Below are 16,968 nucleotides of genomic sequence, written 5' to 3' on the forward strand. Positions count from 1 at the left end.
TCGCTTCACCCTGTATCAAAGGACACGGGTTCGACGACGCGAAGGCGCGCGCCGAGGCCCGTATCCGAAAAGGGGTGGGCGTGTTTTCGATCCTCGGGCTGGGCTTCCTGCTGGTGGCGGGCGTGTTCGCGGGTGCCGTGTTCATGGCACTACGCGGCAGCGCGCAGATCGACCTCGCGCGCGTCATCGGCGATGCGGGGGCGGCGATCGCGAAAGCGCCTGTGCTGTTCTGCGGGCTGGCGCTGGTCGGGGCGGGGTTGCCCAATGCGGCGGTGTTCGTGTCGGTGGCGGCGACGCCCACGCTGTTCGACTTCGGATCGACACTGACGCTCGGCCTTGTGGGTGCACTCATCGCCTTCGCCTGGTACCAGTTCTTCCTGCTGGCGATGGTCACCGCGACGCTCGAGGCGCTAAGCGGAAGTCCGCACCCGCGCGGGGTGATCGCCGCCGCGCTGCCGATGCTGCCAAAGGCGATGCTGACGATCGTCCTCTACTGGGTGGCGGTCGGCATCGGCTTTTCGTTCTTCGTGGTGCCGGGCGTCATTCTCGCCTGCGTGTGGATGCTGGTGCTGCCCGTACTGGTCGAGGAGCGGCCGGGCCTTTTCGCCGCGTTCGGGCGCGCGGCGAAGCTCAGCCGCGGGGTGCGGTGGCAGCTGTTCTTGCTCGCCATGCTCGGCTTCGTGTTCGGCGTCGTCGTCCAGTCGATGCTCGGGGCGCTCGCGGCGCTGCTCGGTGGCGGGGTCGCGGCGCAGATCGCCTTTGCGCTCGCCTCCTCGCTGCTGGGCATGCTGCCGCCCGCGCTGGTCGCCAGCGCCTATCGCCAGATCGTGACGGTGCGGGAGGGGCCGCGCCGGCACGAGCTCGAAGAAATCTTCGCTTGAGACGGACAGGAATGGTCAGGGAGAATGACGTGAAACGACTGTTGATGCTGGGCGCCGCCACGGCGCTCCTCGCGGGCTGCGCCGCGCAAGGGGGCGGGGGCACCAAGTCCGCGTCCGCCGCGCCGAAGGCGGCCGCGCCGGGGATGAACAAGGGCTATTCGCACGATCCCTTCCCCTCGACCTATCACGCCTATCCGGGCCGCCCGACGCTCATCACCAACGTGACGGTGTTCGATGGCGAGGGCGGCAAGATCGAGGGCGGCCAGGTGCTGTTCCGCGACGGCAGGATCGTCGCGGTCGGTCAGAGCCTCGACCCCGCCGGCGCCGACGTCATCGACGGGCAGGGCAAGTTCGTCACCCCCGGGATCATCGACGTGCACAGCCATCTGGGCGACTATCCCAGCCCCGGCGTCGACGCCAATTCCGACGGCAACGAAGCCACCGCGCCGATCACGGCGGAGGTCTGGGCCGAACATTCGGTCTGGCCGCAGGATCCCGGCTTCGCCCGCGCGCTCGCCAATGGCGGCGTGACCACGCTCCAGATCCTGCCCGGCTCCGCCAACCTGATGGGCGGGCGATCGGTGGTGCTCAAGAACGTCTATGCCCGGACGATGCAGGGGATGAAGTTCCCCGGCGCGCCCTATGGCCTCAAGATGGCGTGCGGCGAAAACCCCAAGCGCGTCTATGGGTCGAAGGGCCGGATGCCCTCGACCCGGATGGGCAACGTCGCGGTCAATCGCGCGACCTGGGCCAAGGCGGCGGACTATCGCCGCAAATGGGACAAGTATGAAAAGGACGGCGGCGAGGCGCCGACGCGCGACATCCAGCTCGATACGCTGCGCGGCGTCCTGTCGGGCGAGATCCTCGTGCACAACCACTGCTACCGCGCCGACGAGATGGCCATCGTCATGGATATGGCCAAGGAGTTCGGATATCAGGTCTCGACCTTCCACCACGCGGTCGAGAGCTACAAGATCGCCGACCTTTTGAAGGCGAACAACGTCTGCTCCGCGGTTTGGGCCGACTGGTACGGCTTCAAGATGGAAAGCTACGACGCGGTGAACGAGAACCTCGCCATCCTCGACAAGGAGGGGGCGTGCGTGATGATCCATTCGGACGACGCCAACGGCATTCAGCGGCTCAATCAAGAAGTGGCCAAGGCAATGGCCGCGGGGCGGCGCGCGGGGATGCCGATCACGCCCGAGCATGCGTGGACGTGGCTGTCCTACAACCCGGCCAAGGCGCTCGGCATCGCCGACAGGACCGGCAGCCTGAAGCCCGGCAAGATGGCCGACCTCGTGCTGTGGAATGGCAATCCGTTCAGCGTCTATACCCGGCCCGAGCGCGTTTGGGTCGACGGCGCGCTCCTGTACGACATGAACAATCCCAAGCTGCGCCCGGTGTCCGACTTCGAGCTCGGCCAGCCCGGCGAAGGAGACGTGAAGTGATGCGCGGCCTGAAAACCCTCGCGGTCCTGATGGCGACCGCCGCCGCGCTTCCTGCCGCGGCGCAGGACGTGGTCATCACCAATGCAAAGGTCGTGATCGGCGACGGGTCCGAGCCGATCGACGGCGGCACCGTCGTCATCCGCGGCGGCCGCGTCGTCTCCGCCGGGCGCGGCGGTGCGGCGCCGGCTGGCGCGCGCACGATCGACGCGGGCGGGCGCTGGGTGACGCCGGGCATCGTCGCGGGCTTCACCCGGATGGGCGTGGTCGAGGTGGACGGCGTCCGCGATACCGACGATTCCTCGGCGGCGAACTCGGTCTTCAATGCCGCCCTCGACCTCGCGCCCGCAGTCAATCCCAAGGCGAGCCCGATCGCGATCAACCGGGCGGAGGGGATTACCCGCGCGGTCGTCGCGCCCGACGCGCGCGGCTCGATCTTCGCCGGACAGGGCGCGGTCATCGACCTAGGCGCCGATATGAACGCGCTGACGAAGCCACGCGCGTTCCAGTTCATGGAATGGGGCGAGACGGGCGCGCAGCGCGCCGGCGGCAGCCGGGCGGCGGCGATGGCGATGCTCAAGAACGCGCTGTTCGAGGCGCAGGCCTATCGCCGCAACCCGTCGAGCTTCGACGATCGCGGCAAGGATGCGCTGCTGACGCGCGCCGACGCCGCGGCGCTGGTGCCGGTGCTGTCGGGCCAGATGCCGCTGCTCGTCCATGTCGAGCGGGCGTCGGACATCCTCAACCTCATCGAGCTGAAGCGCGAGTTTGCGGGGCTGAAGCCCGTGCTCGTCGGCGCGACCGAGGGGTGGACCGTGGCGCGCGAGATCGCGGCGGCCGGCATCCCGGTTATCGCCTCCGCGCTCGCCGACCTGCCGATCAGCTTCGAGCAGTTGGCCGCGACCCAGTCGAACATCGGCCGCCTGCGCGCGGCGGGCGTCACAGTGGGCATCGGCTCGATCAACGACGACGAGGCTCGGCAGGCGCGGCTGGTCAAGCAATATGCCGGCAACCTCGTCGCGCTGGGCAAGATCCCGGGCGCGGCGGGCCTCAGCTGGGGTCAGGCGTTCGCGGCGATCAGCTCGCTGCCCGCCGAGGCGATCGGCATGGGCGCCGAGATCGGCTCGCTTCGTCCCGGCCGCCATGGCGACGTGGTGATCTGGGACGGCGACCCGCTCGAGATCGGCTCGGCGGCCACCTCGGTGTTCGTCGACGGGGTCGAGCAGCCGCTCGTCAACCGGCAGACGCGGCTGCGCGATCGCTATCTTGATCCCAAGGAGGGAACGCTCCCCAAGGCCTATCAGTATTGAGGGTAGCGCCTATATGACGAAGAGCGGGCGCAAGGGCGTATCTTGCGCCCGCTTCTTATCGAGGCGAGGCATGTGAAGGCGATCGAGTTGGTGGAAGCGGCGGGCGGATGTGCGGGCATGCGCACGCGCGCAGGGCCGGGGCGACCGCGCGATCCGTCGAAGAACGATGCCATCCTGTCGGCCGCGCGCGAAAGCTTCCTGGAAAAGGGCTTCCACGCCTCGACGATCGAGGACATCGCCGCACGCGCCGGCGTGTCGAAAGTGACGCTCTACAATCGCTTCGGCGACAAGGAGGCGCTGTTTGACGAGATGGTCCGCGGCGAGGTGGGCCGGATGAATGCGCTGTTCGAACCGAGCGTCGATGGGCCGATGGCGCTGGCCGACCGGCTGACCGCGATCGGTACGGCGCTGCTGGAAATGCTGTTCGAGCCCGACCATGTGCGCTTCGACCGGCTGATCTCGGGTGAGATCGCCCAGTCGCCCAAGCTGGCCAAGCGGTTTTTCGAGGCGGCACCGGGCAAGTGCCGCGGCGCGCTGGCCGCGATCATTGACGAAGCGGCGGCGCGAGGCGAGGTGTCGGTGGACGATTCCGAACTCGCGGCCGAGGACCTTACCGCGCTGTGGAAGGGGTTCTGCGACTTCCAGCTCAAGCTCGGCCTGATCGAGCGGCCCCCGCACGATGCGATCGTCGCACGCGCGGCGCGGGGCACGGCGGTATTCTTGCGGGCCTATGCGCCCGTCCCTCAGGGAGGCTGAAGATGGTGCGTTGGACGGCGGCGCTGGCGGGTGCGGCGATGCTGGCGGGATGTGGCGGCGGCACGACCGCACCGGCCCCCGCGGTGAACGAGGCGACCGCGAACGAGGCGGCGCTCAACTATCAGGCGGCGGTGCTCGACCTGCCGGTGGGCCAGCGCAACATCGTCATGATCCGCGCGATTCAGGACGCCAATATCGGTTGCGAGAAGGTGATCGAGAGTCAGCAGATCAAGGGCGAGGCACTGACCTATCAGGCCAAGTGCTCCGACGGGGCAAGTCATGTCGTGGCGATCGATGCCGACGGCAACGCCAAGGTCATCAGCGCGGGCGCCGCGGCGAAGAAGTAATCACGTCATCCCGGATCAAGTCCGGGATGATGGGTTGGGCTTGGGATTAGAAAAAAAGGGGGGCGGGCCTTGGTGGCCGCCCCCCTTTTTTCATGTCCGGTCCGTTCGATCAGAGGCCGACGACACCGCCGTCGTTCTTGACCACGACCACCACCGCCGAACGCGGGCGCGTCGTGGCGGGCGGGGTGGAGACGGCGCCCTGGCTGTCCGGCCACTTGCTGGTCGGCGTCGCCGCGGTGCCGTTCTCGCCCGGATGCTGGATGCCGACGAACAGCGTGCGGCCATCCGGGGTCGAATCGACACCGGTGATCTCGCACTCCACCGGCCCGACGAGGAAGCGGCGAAGGTTCGTGCCCGGTGCCGCGCCGATCCGCGTCACTACCTGCGACGTGGTGCCGTCCGCAGCCGTGTTGGTGACGGTGCGCGTGCCGCCGTCGCCGACCCGGCCGGGGAAAGCGGCGAGCATCTGGTTGTTGGTCACGTCGGTGAAGGCGCCGTCGTCGGTCTGGATCCAGAGCAGCGGCGTCACCTGACCCGACGCGTTCGAGGGGCGGCCGAACCACAGGCCGTCGGGGCTCGACAGGTCGTTGTCGGCGGTGAGGGCCGACAGGTTGATGTTGGTGGCGTCGAGGTCCGAGCCCGCGGCGAACAGATAGATATCCCAGTTGAAGCTGGTCGCCTCGGTCGTGTCGCCGGTCTCGCGCAGGCGGATGATGTGGCCGTTGCGATTGCCGCGCGCGGTGCTCGGCGGATCGACATAGACGCGCGGGTTTGCAGCATCCGCCGTCGCGGTGGTGCGCGAGGCGTTGTTGGTGAGGGTCAGATAGACTTCGCCCGTCACCGGATTGACCGCGGTCCATTCGGGCCGGTCCATCCGCGTCGCGCCCTGCACGTCGGCGGCGAGGCGCGCGTGCGTCAGCACGTCGGCCTGGTCGGCAAAGGCATAGGTCGCGTTGGTGCTGACGACATTGCCCTGGCCGAACACCAGCGGCAGCCACTGGCCGGTGCCGTCGGCATTGAACTTCGCGACATAGAGCGTGCCGGCATCGAGATACTTGTCGCCGATCGCGAGCCGGTCGGCGTTGGTCGCATCTGCCTCGGCCCAGCCGGTCGCGGACACGAACTTGTAGAGATACTCGTTCTGCGCGTCGTCGCCCATGTAGAAGGCAGGCTTGCGCCCGGCGACGAACGGGCCGGGCCAGCAACCCTCGTGGTTCATGCGGCCGAGCGCGGTGCGCTTGCGCGGCGCCTTGCTGCGGTCATAGGGATCGATCTCGACCACCCAGCCGAACTGATTGGGCTCGTTGCGATAGTCGGTGGTCGACGAAGTGCCGGTCGCCTGCGCGTCCCAGCGGCGATAGGTGGTGTTTGACGCATCCGCCGGGGTGACGCTGGCCCAGGCATAGTTGCCGTTGGTGCTGGTGACGCCGTAGCGGCTGAGCGCGGTCACTTCCTTGGGCGTGCGGCGCGCATTGTCGGTGGCGGCGGGGCGGCGGAAATAGCCGGCCCAATTCTCCTCACAGGTGAGGAGCGTCGCCCAAGGGGTCGAGCCGTTGGCGCAGTTGTTGATCGTGCCGCGACCCGCGGTGCCGCCGGTCGAATAGGGCGTGACGAGCAGTGCCGAACCGCGCACCGGGCCGCTGATGTCGACCGCAGTGTTCGGGGTGACGCGGCGGTTGAAGGTGCTGTCCTGTACATAGGCCCAGCCGGCGGTGCCGCGGACGAGCTCCACGGCCGACACGCCGTGCGCCTCGATCTCCTTGAGCGCTTCGGCCTCCGGGCGGGGGCCGGCGGCCACGTTGGTGGGGCCGCTGGCATGAAGATAGGCGACGGTGATGTTCTCGTGATTCTGGACGAGAACGCCGCGCGTGTTGCTGGTGTCGTCACGCGCGCCGGCGGCGTTGAGCCCGAAATAGTGTAGCGCGTCGCCGTGGTCGCCGATGCGCGAGCCATAGCCGGTGTCGGTGCCGTCGTTCTTGAACGCGGCCACGTCCTTGACGATCGGATCGCCCAGACGCGTCAGCACGCCGACCGAATAGCCCGTGGGGACGGTGACGACGTCGTTCTTGTTCTTGGCGACCGCGGTGAAGCCGAGCGCGGCGGGGGTGACGCTCACGGTCGTCTCGGCCGAGGCCTGAAGCCCCTGCTGGTCGGTCGCGATATAGCGGAAGACGAGCGGGGTGGCAGCCGAAACCGCGGGCGCGGTGAAGGTCGCGGTGGCGGTATTGGCGTTGGTGAGCGAGACGGTCGGCCCCGACACCTGCGTCCAGGCCGAGGTGACGATCCCGCCGTCGTCGGTGACCGTGCTGGTCAGCGTGACCAGACGCCCGGCCGACGCCGATCCGCTCGACCCCGCCGTCACGACCGGCGCGGTGTTGTTGCCGTTGCCGCTGCTATTGCTGTCGCACGCGGCGAGCACCGAGCCGCCGAACACCGCGATCGCCGCGGCCGACACGCCGCTCTTCAGCGTGTCGCGGCGCGAATAGCGGCGATCGACCAGATCGTTCAGCGACGGATTGCTGGTCGGATTGGTGTCGATATCGCCGTCGGAATAGCCCGACTCGAGTTCAAGCATCTCACTCATTGATCGATTCCCCATAGCGTCCTGTCGGGCAGGCGAGCCCCCGGTCCCTCTGTTGCCTGTGGCGGTGCCAGCTTACGCGCGCATGCACAATGCGTTACCGTCGTGCGTCAGCCATGTGACGCGATTGCGACAGTGGCGGCGATGCTGGCTTGACGGTCCGTTCGCGGCTAAGCGCGACCCCACGATGGAGCCCGAAAAGCTGCCCCCACCCGATCCCGCGCCCGGATCGCCGCCAAGCCTGACCGACCGGCTGAGCGCGGCGGCGCGGCGGAAACCGGACGCGCCGCGGCGGGGGCTGCCCGCCGGGATGTTGCTGGCCGGGGCGCTCTGGACGGGGTCGTCGCTCTGTGCCGGGGCAATCAGCTATCTCGCGACCGCCCGGATCGCCGCGATGAGCCGGGATGCGGCCGAACCCGACCCGGTCCGGATCGAGCGGCGGGCACTCGTGAACCTCGGGGCTACCAGTTTCTCGGCGCAGGTCGATCGCATCGCCCGCCTGCTGCCGCCCGAAGCGCGGCTGCGATCGCTGGAGGTCGATCGCCAGGACGAACGGCCGCGACTGCTCGCCGACATCGCGACGCCCGATCCGGACCGGCTGCGCGGCGCGCTGGCGAGAGCGGGAGGCGAAGGGTCGCTACGCGTCGTTAACGAGCGGCGCGGAGACGGGGTGATGATCGTTTCGATCCGGGGCGAGCCGTGAATCGCGGGCTGCTGATCGGCGGGCTGGCGGGCATGCTGTTGTCGATGGTCCCTTGGTGGACGGCCTTTCGCAATCTCGACAACCTCGATCTGGCGCGCACGCTGGCGGCGCGGGAATCGGCGCGACGCGGACCGGCCGATCGACTGGCCGATGCGCCGTGGCGGCTGGCCGCGGGGTCGGCGGGCGCGGCGCAGGCGGCAGTGGCGCGCCGGGTGCGCGCCGCGGCGAAGGCGAACGGCGTGCTGGTCGAAACGCTCAAGGCCGCCGAGCCGATCGGACCGGGTATCGCCCGGATCGAGCTATCCATGTCGGGACCGGAAAAGGCGGTGCTGACGCTTGGCGATGCGGTCGAGCGCGGCGGGCGCGGCGTTCGCTGGGAGAACTGGGAACTTGCGGCGGTGCCGGGCGGCGTGCGGCTGATGGGCACGGTGGCGATCGCGTGGCGGTGAACCGCGGCATCCTCGTTTTCCTCGCAGCGGCGATCGGCGTTCCGCTGGCGTTCGCGCTGCCGCGGTTGTTCGAGAAGCCGCCGACGCTGCCGACAGTCACGTTGGCGCCGGTCGTCTGGGCCGCGCCGCCGCTGCTGTCGGCCGCGCTCGAACGTCCGTTGTTCGACGCGCCGGCAGCGGCGGAGGCACCCGCCGACGCCCCCGAATTGGTCGGGATCGTCGGTCGGCTCGATCAGGATGCGGTGGCGATGGTGCGTGGACGCAACGGAGCGATGCGGACGCTGCGGCCGGGCGAGGGCGTCGACGGCTGGCAGTTACGCAGCCTCGCGATCGACGCGGCCTATTTCACGCGGGGGACCCAGTCGACGCGGGTCGCCGTCGCCGACTGAACGATCCTCAATAGATGCCGTCGATCTCGACCGTCAGCCGCGGGGCAGGCGGGTTGAGGAGCAGGCTGCCCTTCTGCGTCGTCGCCGCCTCGATGCCGCGGAGCCGCTGATAGCGTTCGGCGGCGGCGGCGGCGGTGGCGTCGGGGTCGCGCAGGATCGTGGGCTTCAGGAAGATGAACAGCGTCCGCTTCTGCCGTTGCTCCTGTCGCGATTTGAACAGCTCGCCGACAACCGGAATGTCGCCGAGGATCGGCACTTGGCTCTTGGCGCGGATATAGTCGTCGTTGATGAGCCCGCCGAGCACGATCGTCCGGCCGTTGTCGGCCAGCACCGTCGTGTTGATCGCGCGGCGGTTGGTGATGAGGTCGGCGGCCTGGTTGAGCTGCGTCTGCGCGATGGTCGAGGCTTCCTGGCTCACCTCCAACCGGATCGTGTCGCCGGCATTGACACGCGGCAGGACGCGCAGGGTAATGCCCACGTCCTTGCGCTCGATCGAGGTATAGGGCGCCGCGCCGTTGTTGTTGGTGAGCACCGATCCGGTCACGAACGGCACTTCCTGCGCCACCACGAACTCGCCCACCTTGTTGTCGAGCACCGTCACCGACGGGGTGGAGAGCAGGTTCGCCTTGGTCGAGGTGCCGAGCGCCTGGACGAGGATCGAGAAGTCGTTGCCGAAGGCGATGTTGCCCGTAAGGCCGCCGGTCAGCAGCGCCCCGGCGGGCACACCCAGCGTCTGGAGGATGGTGCCGAGCGACACGCCCGCACCCGGCTGGCCGAAGCTGGTCGCCACGCCCTCCACCTGGTCGAGCACGGTGCCCGCGCTGCCGATCTGTACCGCCAGCCGCTCCGCCTCGTCGCCGGTGATCTCGGCGATCGCGGCCTCGAGCAGCACCTGCGGCCGGCGGACGTCGAGGTCAGCGATGAGCTGGTCCATCCCCGCCATCGCGGTGGGCGTGCCCCTCACCACGATCGCGTTGATGTCGGGCGCGGGCTGGACGGTAAGGTCGGGGGTCGAGAAGCCCTGCGGCGTCGCCTGTCGCTCGGTCTGGCCGACGGTCGAGATGCTGGTGCCGCCCGCGCCCGCGCCGTTCATGCCGCCGCCCGCGCCCAGCGACTGTTGGTTGCTGTTGTTGACGAGGCCCGCGAGCGCCGCGGTCGGGCTGCGGTTCGCCTGGGTGCCGAGGCCGCCGCGGGTGCCGCGCGACGACAGGCTCTGCGCCACAGCATTGGTCGGCTGTGCTTCCTGGCCGAGGACGCCGCGCAGCACCTCGGTCACGCTTTCGGCGTCGGCATAGTTGAGCCGAAAGGTGCGGGTGATCGGCGTCGCGCCGCCCGGTGTGTCGAGCGACAGCGCGATCCGGCGCGCCTCCGCAACTGCCGAGGGGGTGCCGCGCACCACGACCATGTTGCTGCGGGCGTCGCCGGCAACACGCGCGCCGCCCGCCTCGCCGTCGCCCAGCACCTGGCCGATCGCGGCGGCCACGTCGGCGGCGGATCCGTTGCGCAGCGGGATGACGGCGAAGCTCTGCCCGCCGCCGCTATCGAGGCTGCGCACCAGCCCCTCGATGCGGCGGACATTGTCGGCATAGTCGGTGACGACGATCGCATTGGGGCTGGCGAGCGGCTCGACCGAGCCGAAGCTCGCGATCAGCGGCCGGGCGATCCGTGCGGCCTCTGCCGCCGGCACGTTCGACAGGCGGATCATCCGTGTCGTCATTTCCTGGCCCGAGGCCGACCGGCGCACGCCGCCGTCGCGCACCGCGTTGGCCGCGGGCACGATCCGCCACGCCCGGCCCGAGCGCAGCGCCGCGAAGCCGTTGGCGCGCAGGACTGACTGGAACAGCTCCCACACCCCGTCCGCCGACAGCGGCTGAGCGGAGGTCACGGTGACCACGCCCTTGACCGCCGGGTCGAGGATCAGCGTGCGGCCGGTCAGGCGCGAGATCTGGTCGGCGACATCGGCGATCTCGATCCCGCGCATGTTGACGACGATGTCGCCCGGCGGCTGCTGCGCGGCGAGCGGCGACAGCGCCGTGGCGGCAAGGGCGCAGGCGAGCGTGGTGCGGCGAAGGGCTTGGATCACGGACATGTCTCTAGCGTAGCGGGACGGTAAGCGTCACGGGCTTGCCGTCGCGAAGGATCTGGACCTGCGCCGCGCCGCTCGCCTGTGCAGCGGCGAACGCGGCCTGGTCGGCGGGGCCGCGGCCGAGTGCCTGCCCGTTGACCGACTGAATGACGTCGCCCGCGCGCATCCCGGGCATCGACCCGCTGCCGATGCGATAGCCGCCCTCGACCGGCGCGGCATCGAGCCGCTGGAGGATCTGCGCGGCCCCCTGCGGCGGCGGGACGGCGGCGGTGCCGGGGACGGGGACGCCGTTGCTGGTCGCGGGCGGTGCCGCGGCGGGGGGCGGGGCGCCGGGCGTGCCGGGTGCGCTCGCCGCGGCGGCGGGGTCGGGGAGCGCTAGATACTCAATCCGCCCGCCATTGTTGATGAGGATGCGGTCGCGTTGGATCGAACTGATCGTCGCCCCGCCCAGCGCCTCGCCCACCCGCACCGCGCGCGGGGTGCCGCCAGACTCGCTGACGTACGCGACGGCGAAGCTCTGCGGGATCGCGAAGACGACGCCCTTGAGGACGAAGGCGAGGCTGGTCGGCTGCGCCTGCTCGGTCTGCGTCGCCTGACCGAAGGGTTGCCAGCCGATCGCGGGCGACAGGTCGGGCGGCGGCACCGGCCGCGCGCCGGAAGGGACGGTGATCGCGCCCTGACCTGCATGACCCGCCAGTCGCCACGTCAGGCCCGCCAGCGCGAACGCGACCGACACGACCATCGCGCCGGTGACGAGGTCGAGCGCAAGCCGCTGTTGCCGCGGGGTAAGGTCGAGCGTGTGCTTCATGCCGGCCCCGCGTCCACGAAACCATCGAGCGATGCAAGCGGCGACGCGCCCGGCGGCCCGGTCATTTCGTACACGTCGATGCGCACGCGGCGAATCTCGGCATCGGCGGTCGCGCGCTCGGCGACTGCGACGCGCCAGCGGCGGCCGAGCATCTCGACCTCGTTCGCGCCGCCCGCGCGGGCTTCGAGTTCGGCAAGCCGGTTCTCGGCCACCCACATCGCCGCCTGTCGCCCCTCCATCGCGCGCGTCGAATCGATATGCGTCTCGACCGTACGGATCAGGCCGACAGTGGCGATCGCGAGGATCGCGAGCGCGACCAGCGCCTCGATCAGCGAGAAGCCCTCTTCTTTCATGTCGCGGGGACGACGCGGGCAGTGAGCCCGTCATAGGCGACGCTCGCCGACTGGCCGCGCTCGGCGATGATCGCGGTCAGCGGCTTGCCCGACCCCTCCGGCCCCAACACCACCGGCGGGCGGGCGGACAGGCGCATCGTCATGCCGCCGGGCAGCGCATGGAAACCGAGCGCCTCGCTGGCGAGCGGCTGCCAGGTCTTCCCGTCGAACCGCGCGAAGCCATAGCCCGATTTCTCGGCGGTAAAGGCGACGAGGCTGTCGCCTAGCATCGCGTCGTCGGCCGCGGCCTGAAGCCGGTCGGCCAGCCGCTGCGCCTCGCTCCCGACCGACGGCGCGCGCGTGGCGGCACCGATGCCGAGCGTGACGGCCCCGGCGGCGACCGCGATGATCGACAGGACGATCAGCATCTCGATCAGAGTCATGCCGGTTTCAGCAGGTCGTACGCTCGCCGAACACGCCCCGTCACTCCGGACTTGTTCCGGGGTCCACCAACCCGCAAGCGTCGATGCCGCTGGGTGCGCGGCACGGTGGGCCCCGGAACAAGTCCGGGGTGACGAAAGGGAAAGGGCGGCCATCCGGCCCATCGCCCTACTTCTTCCCGTCGAGGTCCGCGTCGAGACCCTCGCCGCCGGGCTTTCCGTCCTTGCCGAGCGACTTGAGCGTGAAGGCGCTGCCGGTCGAGGTGTAGGCGTAAGGATTGCCCCACGGGTCGAGCGGCACCTCGCCCAGATAACCCTCGCCCGACCAGTTGGACGGGAGCGGCGGGGTCGAGGGCTTATCGGCCAGCGCCTTCAGCCCCTGCGCGGTCGTCGGATAGCCGCCATTGTCGAGGCGGTACATCTTGAGCGCGGCGGAGATGGTGCGGATGTCGGTGTTGGCGACGGTGACGCGCGCCTCGTCAGGCCGGCCGATGACGTTGGGCACGATTAGCGCGGCAACCAGCGCGATGATCGCCAGCACCACGATCATTTCGACCAGCGTCAGGCCCGCTTCGCTGTCGCGGGGGAATTGCGCAGTATCGCGCCGGCTGTCATGAAACTGTTTCAATAGGATGTGCATCGCCGCCCCATGCGTCGTCTCGATGAAAACAATGTGACAGCTGCCCCCGCACCATCGGCGCTCATCATAGCCGAGGGGGCGGGCGCGGCAACCATGCTGGTGCCGGGGGAGGCCGTACGCCTGCTCGCCGTCGACCTGCCGCTGCCGACGCGCGCCAGGCGGATCGAGGCACTGCCCTTCGCGGTCGAGGAGATGATCGCCGATCCATTGGACGCGGTGCATCTGGCGCTCGGTACGGAACTGGCCCCCCGCCGCTTTCTCGTCGGTGTCGTTCGTCATGCGCAGATGCTGGCGTGGATCGAGGAAGCCGCCGCCGCGGGCCATCCCAATGCCGCCTTCGTCCCCGACGCGCTCGCGCTGCCGCGGCCCGATGCGGGCGAATGGGCGGTCGAGCTGGGCGACACCCGCGCGGTGGTGCGCAGCGGTGACGGCACCGGCTTCGCGATCCCTGCGCCGTTGCTGCGGCCGGCGTGGGAAGCGGCAGGGCGGCCCGCGATCCGCAATTACGGCGTGGCCCTGCCCGAGGATATGGGCGCGCTGCCCGCCGAACTCGGCGAGCTGTCGCTGGCGCGCCGCATCGCCGAGCCGGCGCTGGACCTCAGGCAGGGCGCTTATGCCCGGCGCCGAGCGGCGGCGCTGCCCGGTTGGGGACGGCGGCTGTTCTGGGTCGGCGCGATCGGGCTGACCGCGCATGTCGGCATTGCCGCGGCGGACACGGCTATGCTCCGCTCGATCGCCGACCGGCGCGAGGACGATACGCGGATGCTCGTCGCGAGCGCCGCGCCCGGCGTGCCGACCGGCACCGACGATCTGGCGGGCACAGTCGCCGACCTGCTGCCCGAGCCGAAGCGGTACAGCGCCTTCCTGCCGCTCCTGTCGCGCGTCTCGACCGTGCTCGCGCCGATGAACGGGCAGGTGGCGGTGCGGTCGATCGGGTTTCAGGGGAGCGCGCTGGTGATCGACCTCGACGCATTCGCGCCGGGCATGGCGGGGCGCATCAACGGCGCGCTCACCGACGCGCGGGTTTCGGGGACGGTGACGACGCTGCCCGATGGCGGCCTGCGGCTGACGGCGAGGGGCGCATGAAGATCGAGCTTCGCGATCCCCGGCTGGAAGCCGCCATCGCCCGGTTCGAGGCGTGGTGGGCGACGCTCTCCACACGCGAGCGGGTGCTGCTGACCGTGCTCGGCGTGCTGCTGGCGGGCGCGGTGCTGGTCTACGGCGTCGTCAAGCCGCTCCAGGCCGCTCGGGCGGAGGCGCAGGCGGACATCCGCATCTACGAAACGCTGTCCGCCCGCATCCGCGCCGCGGGCACGCTCCAGCCACAGACCGCGGGCCAGCGCCGCACCGGCAGCCCCGCCGAGATCGTCCAGGCCGCCGCGCAGGCACAGGCGCTGACCGTCGCGGTCGAGCCCTCGGGCGGCGGCGTGCGTGCGGTCGTGAGCGAGGGGGAATATGCCAAGGTCGTCAACTGGCTGGCCGACGTGAACCGCTCCTCCGGCCTTGCGATCACCTCCGCGCGCATCACCAAACGCCCGACCGCCGGCATGGTCGAGGCACAGGTCAGCTTCGCGCCATGACGCTCCCCTACAGCTTCGCGCGCCGCCACGGCGTCGTCCTGCGCGAGGGGGAGGGCGGGGCCGAATGCGTCTATCGCACCGGTGCCCCGCTCGATGCGCTGCTCGAGGTTCAGCGGATCGCGCCCGCCGCGCGGCTGGTGCCCGTCGCCGACGATGCGTTCGACGCCGCGCTCGGTGCCTCCTATGGCGACCGGGCGGCGCAGGCGGCGGATTTCGAGATCGACGGCACCGACCTTGCCGCGCTCGCCGACTCGGCGGCGGCGGTCGACGACCTGCTCGACAGCCGCGACGATTCGCCCGTCATCCGCCTCATCAACGCGTTGCTGCTCGAGGCGATCAAGGAAGGCGCGTCGGACGTGCATGTCGAGACGCAGGAAAAGCGCCTCGTCGTCCGCTTCCGCATCGACGGCGTATTGCGCGACATCGTCGAGCCGCAGCGGGCGCTGGCGCCTTTGCTCGTCAGCCGCATCAAGGTGATGGCCAAGCTCGACATCGCCGAAAAGCGCGTGCCGCAGGACGGGCGCGTGACGCTCCGCATCGGCGGGCACGATGTCGATGCGCGCGTCTCTACCATCCCGACCCAGCATGGCGAGCGGGTGGTGATGCGCCTGCTCGAACGCGGGTCGATGACGCTCGACCTCGGCGCGCTCGGCATGAGCGACCGCGATCGCGCGGTGTTCACGCGGCTCTTGGAGCGGCCGAACGGCATCCTGCTCGTCACCGGCCCGACCGGCTCGGGCAAGACGACGACGCTCTACACCGCGCTCACGAGGCTGAACGACCGCAAGCGCAACGTGATGACGGTCGAGGATCCGATCGAATACGAACTCGCCGGCATCGCCCAGACCCAGGTCAATCCGCGAACCGACATGACGTTCGCGCGCGGCCTGCGTGCGATCCTGCGCCAGGATCCCGACGTCATCATGGTGGGCGAGATCCGCGATCAGGAGACCGCGCAGGTCGCGGTCCGATCGGCGATGACGGGGCATTTCGTGCTCTCGACGCTTCACACCAACTCCGCGGTCGGATCGGTGACGCGGCTCATCGACATGGGGGTCGAGCGCTATCTGCTGGCACCAATGGTCGTGGGTCTCTGCGCACAGCGCCTGGTGCGGCGACTCTGCCCGACCTGCCGGCGCGAGGATGTGGCGACGCCGGGGGATGTGGCGCTGGTCGGCGGCGGGCTTTCGGTCGGCGAGCCCGTCTGGCGCGCCGAGGGGTGCGAGGCGTGTCACGGTGACGGCTATCGCGGGCGCGCAGGGCTATACGAAGTCGTCGCGGTGGACGACCGCTTTCAGGCGATGATCCACGATGGGTCGTCGGAAGCGCAACTCGAACGCCATGCGCGCGCCGACAATCCCAGCCTGCTCGACGACGGAATCGCCAAGCTGCGCGCCGGGATCACCACGGTCGAGGAAGTCGCGCGGGTGACGCGTGAGGAGGCTTAGCGCCGCGCTGCTCCTGCCGCTGGTCGCCATCGCCGCGCCTGCACTGGCGCAGGACGAGCCGGTCTGTGCCGAGCGTCCCGGCCTCGGCACGCCGCCATGCGCGACCGAGAAGGGGCGAGTGGTCGGCGAACTCGGCCTCGTCAGCTGGACGCTCGCGAAGGGCGATGGCGAGCGCACCGACACGATCGTCGCGGGCGATGCACTCGCGCGCGTCGGGCTCGGCGGCGGGACCGAGGTGCAGGTCGGCTGGACCGCCTTCGGCAGCGTGCGGGACCGGATGGACGGCCAGGTGTCGCGTATGTCGGGGATCGGCGACGTGTCGGTCGGCGTGTTGCAGCAGCTGGTGAAGGGCGACACGCTCGCCTTGTCGGTTATCGGCCGCGCGACGCTACCCAGCGGCGGGCAGGCGATCGGGGCGGGGGACTGGTCGGCGGCGCTCTATGTGCCGGTCGAGCTCGAACTGACCGACGTGCTGTCGTTCGAACTGACGCCGAGCGTCGCGGCAGCGGTGGACGAGGATCGCAGCGGGCGGCACCTCGACTACGGGCTGGTGGCGGGCGTAAGCGCCGATTTCGACACGCATTTCGCGACGCTCGAACTCGCCGTCGATCGCGACCGCGACCCGGCCGAGATCAAGACGCCGCTGCTGCTCGGCCTGTCGGGCGGCTGGCGCCCTAGCCCGGATTTCCAGATCGACGCCGGCTGCAACCTGGGCCTCGATCGCGACGCGGACGATGTGCAGCTCTACGTCGGCCTCGCGCGGCGGTTTTAGC

General features: G+C 70.1%; 18 protein-coding genes. 12 read left to right on the forward strand and 6 right to left on the reverse strand.

Annotation, left to right across the window (positions count from 1 at the left end):
- The first annotated feature begins 80 nt into the window (after positions 1-80).
- The 5 genes from FHR19_RS04340 to FHR19_RS04360 are packed head-to-tail and all read left to right on the forward strand — an operon-like array spanning position 81 to position 4,739.
- Positions 81-881, forward strand: coding sequence for a YciC family protein (locus FHR19_RS04340; protein ID WP_184024808.1), 801 nt, complete (start codon positions 81-83; stop codon positions 879-881).
- Between the two features lie 44 nt (positions 882-925).
- On the forward strand, positions 926-2,329 hold the full coding sequence (locus FHR19_RS04345; protein ID WP_184025877.1) for an amidohydrolase: 1,404 nt from the start codon (positions 926-928) through the stop codon (positions 2,327-2,329).
- A complete protein-coding gene (locus tag FHR19_RS04350; RefSeq protein WP_184024811.1) occupies positions 2,329-3,636 on the forward strand; it encodes an amidohydrolase family protein in 1,308 nt (435 codons plus the stop codon). Before FHR19_RS04345 ends, FHR19_RS04350 begins: the two co-directional genes overlap by 1 nt.
- 42 nt (positions 3,637-3,678) lie before the next feature.
- A complete protein-coding gene (locus FHR19_RS04355) occupies positions 3,679-4,392 on the forward strand; it encodes a TetR/AcrR family transcriptional regulator (protein ID WP_184024814.1) in 714 nt (237 codons plus the stop codon).
- Positions 4,393-4,394: 2 nt separating this feature from the next.
- Complete coding sequence (locus FHR19_RS04360) at positions 4,395-4,739, forward strand: hypothetical protein (protein WP_184024816.1); 345 nt, start codon at positions 4,395-4,397, stop codon at positions 4,737-4,739.
- A 109-nt stretch (positions 4,740-4,848) separates the two neighbouring features.
- Here FHR19_RS04360 and FHR19_RS04365 read toward each other — a convergent pair whose 3' ends face one another.
- On the reverse strand, positions 4,849-7,323 hold the full coding sequence (locus FHR19_RS04365; RefSeq protein WP_184024820.1) for a PhoX family protein: 2,475 nt from the start codon (positions 7,321-7,323) through the stop codon (positions 4,849-4,851).
- A 184-nt stretch (positions 7,324-7,507) separates the two neighbouring features.
- On the opposite strand from FHR19_RS04365, the gene FHR19_RS04370 reads away from it, so the two are divergent.
- Genes FHR19_RS04370 through FHR19_RS04380 form a run of 3 tightly spaced genes read left to right on the forward strand, consistent with a single transcriptional unit; the run spans position 7,508 to position 8,861 of the window.
- The gene (locus FHR19_RS04370) at positions 7,508-8,023 is read left to right on the forward strand and encodes a hypothetical protein (protein WP_184024823.1); all 516 of its coding nucleotides are present in this window, start codon (positions 7,508-7,510) and stop codon (positions 8,021-8,023) included.
- A complete protein-coding gene (locus tag FHR19_RS04375) occupies positions 8,020-8,472 on the forward strand; it encodes a hypothetical protein (RefSeq protein WP_184024826.1) in 453 nt (150 codons plus the stop codon). Before FHR19_RS04370 ends, FHR19_RS04375 begins: the two co-directional genes overlap by 4 nt.
- Positions 8,469-8,861, forward strand: a complete 393-nt coding sequence (locus FHR19_RS04380; protein WP_184024829.1) for a hypothetical protein — start codon at positions 8,469-8,471, stop codon at positions 8,859-8,861. The genes FHR19_RS04375 and FHR19_RS04380 overlap by 4 nt, the downstream gene beginning before the upstream one ends.
- 7 nt (positions 8,862-8,868) lie before the next feature.
- On the opposite strand, the gene gspD is transcribed toward FHR19_RS04380, so the two are convergent.
- The 5 genes from gspD to gspG are packed head-to-tail and all read right to left on the reverse strand — an operon-like array spanning position 8,869 to position 13,155.
- The gene (gspD, locus tag FHR19_RS04385) at positions 8,869-10,950 is read right to left on the reverse strand and encodes a type II secretion system secretin GspD (RefSeq protein WP_184024832.1); all 2,082 of its coding nucleotides are present in this window, start codon (positions 10,948-10,950) and stop codon (positions 8,869-8,871) included.
- Between the two features lie 4 nt (positions 10,951-10,954).
- Positions 10,955-11,755, reverse strand: coding sequence for a type II secretion system protein N (locus tag FHR19_RS04390; protein ID WP_184024835.1), 801 nt, complete (start codon positions 11,753-11,755; stop codon positions 10,955-10,957).
- Complete coding sequence (gspI, locus tag FHR19_RS04395; protein ID WP_184024838.1) at positions 11,752-12,108, reverse strand: type II secretion system minor pseudopilin GspI; 357 nt, start codon at positions 12,106-12,108, stop codon at positions 11,752-11,754. Before gspI ends, FHR19_RS04390 begins: the two co-directional genes overlap by 4 nt.
- Positions 12,105-12,692, reverse strand: coding sequence for a prepilin-type N-terminal cleavage/methylation domain-containing protein (locus FHR19_RS04400; RefSeq protein ID WP_425505939.1), 588 nt, complete (start codon positions 12,690-12,692; stop codon positions 12,105-12,107). Before FHR19_RS04400 ends, gspI begins: the two co-directional genes overlap by 4 nt.
- 4 nt (positions 12,693-12,696) lie before the next feature.
- Complete coding sequence (gspG, locus tag FHR19_RS04405; RefSeq protein WP_281375631.1) at positions 12,697-13,155, reverse strand: type II secretion system major pseudopilin GspG; 459 nt, start codon at positions 13,153-13,155, stop codon at positions 12,697-12,699.
- Positions 13,156-13,200: 45 nt separating this feature from the next.
- Here gspG and gspL point away from each other — a divergent pair, with 45 nt between their 5' ends.
- The 4 genes from gspL to FHR19_RS04425 are packed head-to-tail and all read left to right on the forward strand — an operon-like array spanning position 13,201 to position 16,967.
- The gene (gene gspL, locus FHR19_RS04410; RefSeq protein ID WP_343053154.1) at positions 13,201-14,253 is read left to right on the forward strand and encodes a type II secretion system protein GspL; all 1,053 of its coding nucleotides are present in this window, start codon (positions 13,201-13,203) and stop codon (positions 14,251-14,253) included.
- Positions 14,250-14,747, forward strand: coding sequence for a type II secretion system protein GspM (gene gspM, locus FHR19_RS04415; protein WP_184024846.1), 498 nt, complete (start codon positions 14,250-14,252; stop codon positions 14,745-14,747). The genes gspL and gspM overlap by 4 nt, the downstream gene beginning before the upstream one ends.
- Positions 14,744-16,195 carry a type II secretion system ATPase GspE gene (gspE, locus tag FHR19_RS04420; RefSeq protein WP_184024848.1) on the forward strand — a complete coding sequence of 484 codons (1,452 nt, stop codon included), beginning with the start codon at positions 14,744-14,746 and terminating at the stop codon, positions 16,193-16,195. The genes gspM and gspE overlap by 4 nt, the downstream gene beginning before the upstream one ends.
- Entirely contained in the window at positions 16,182-16,967 is a 786-nt protein-coding gene (locus FHR19_RS04425; protein WP_184024850.1) for a transporter, read from the forward strand. Before gspE ends, FHR19_RS04425 begins: the two co-directional genes overlap by 14 nt.
- Position 16,968: the final 1 nt, after the last annotated feature.

Source organism: Sphingomonas yantingensis (genome assembly GCF_014199325.1).
Lineage (GTDB): Bacteria > Pseudomonadota > Alphaproteobacteria > Sphingomonadales > Sphingomonadaceae > Sphingomonas > Sphingomonas yantingensis.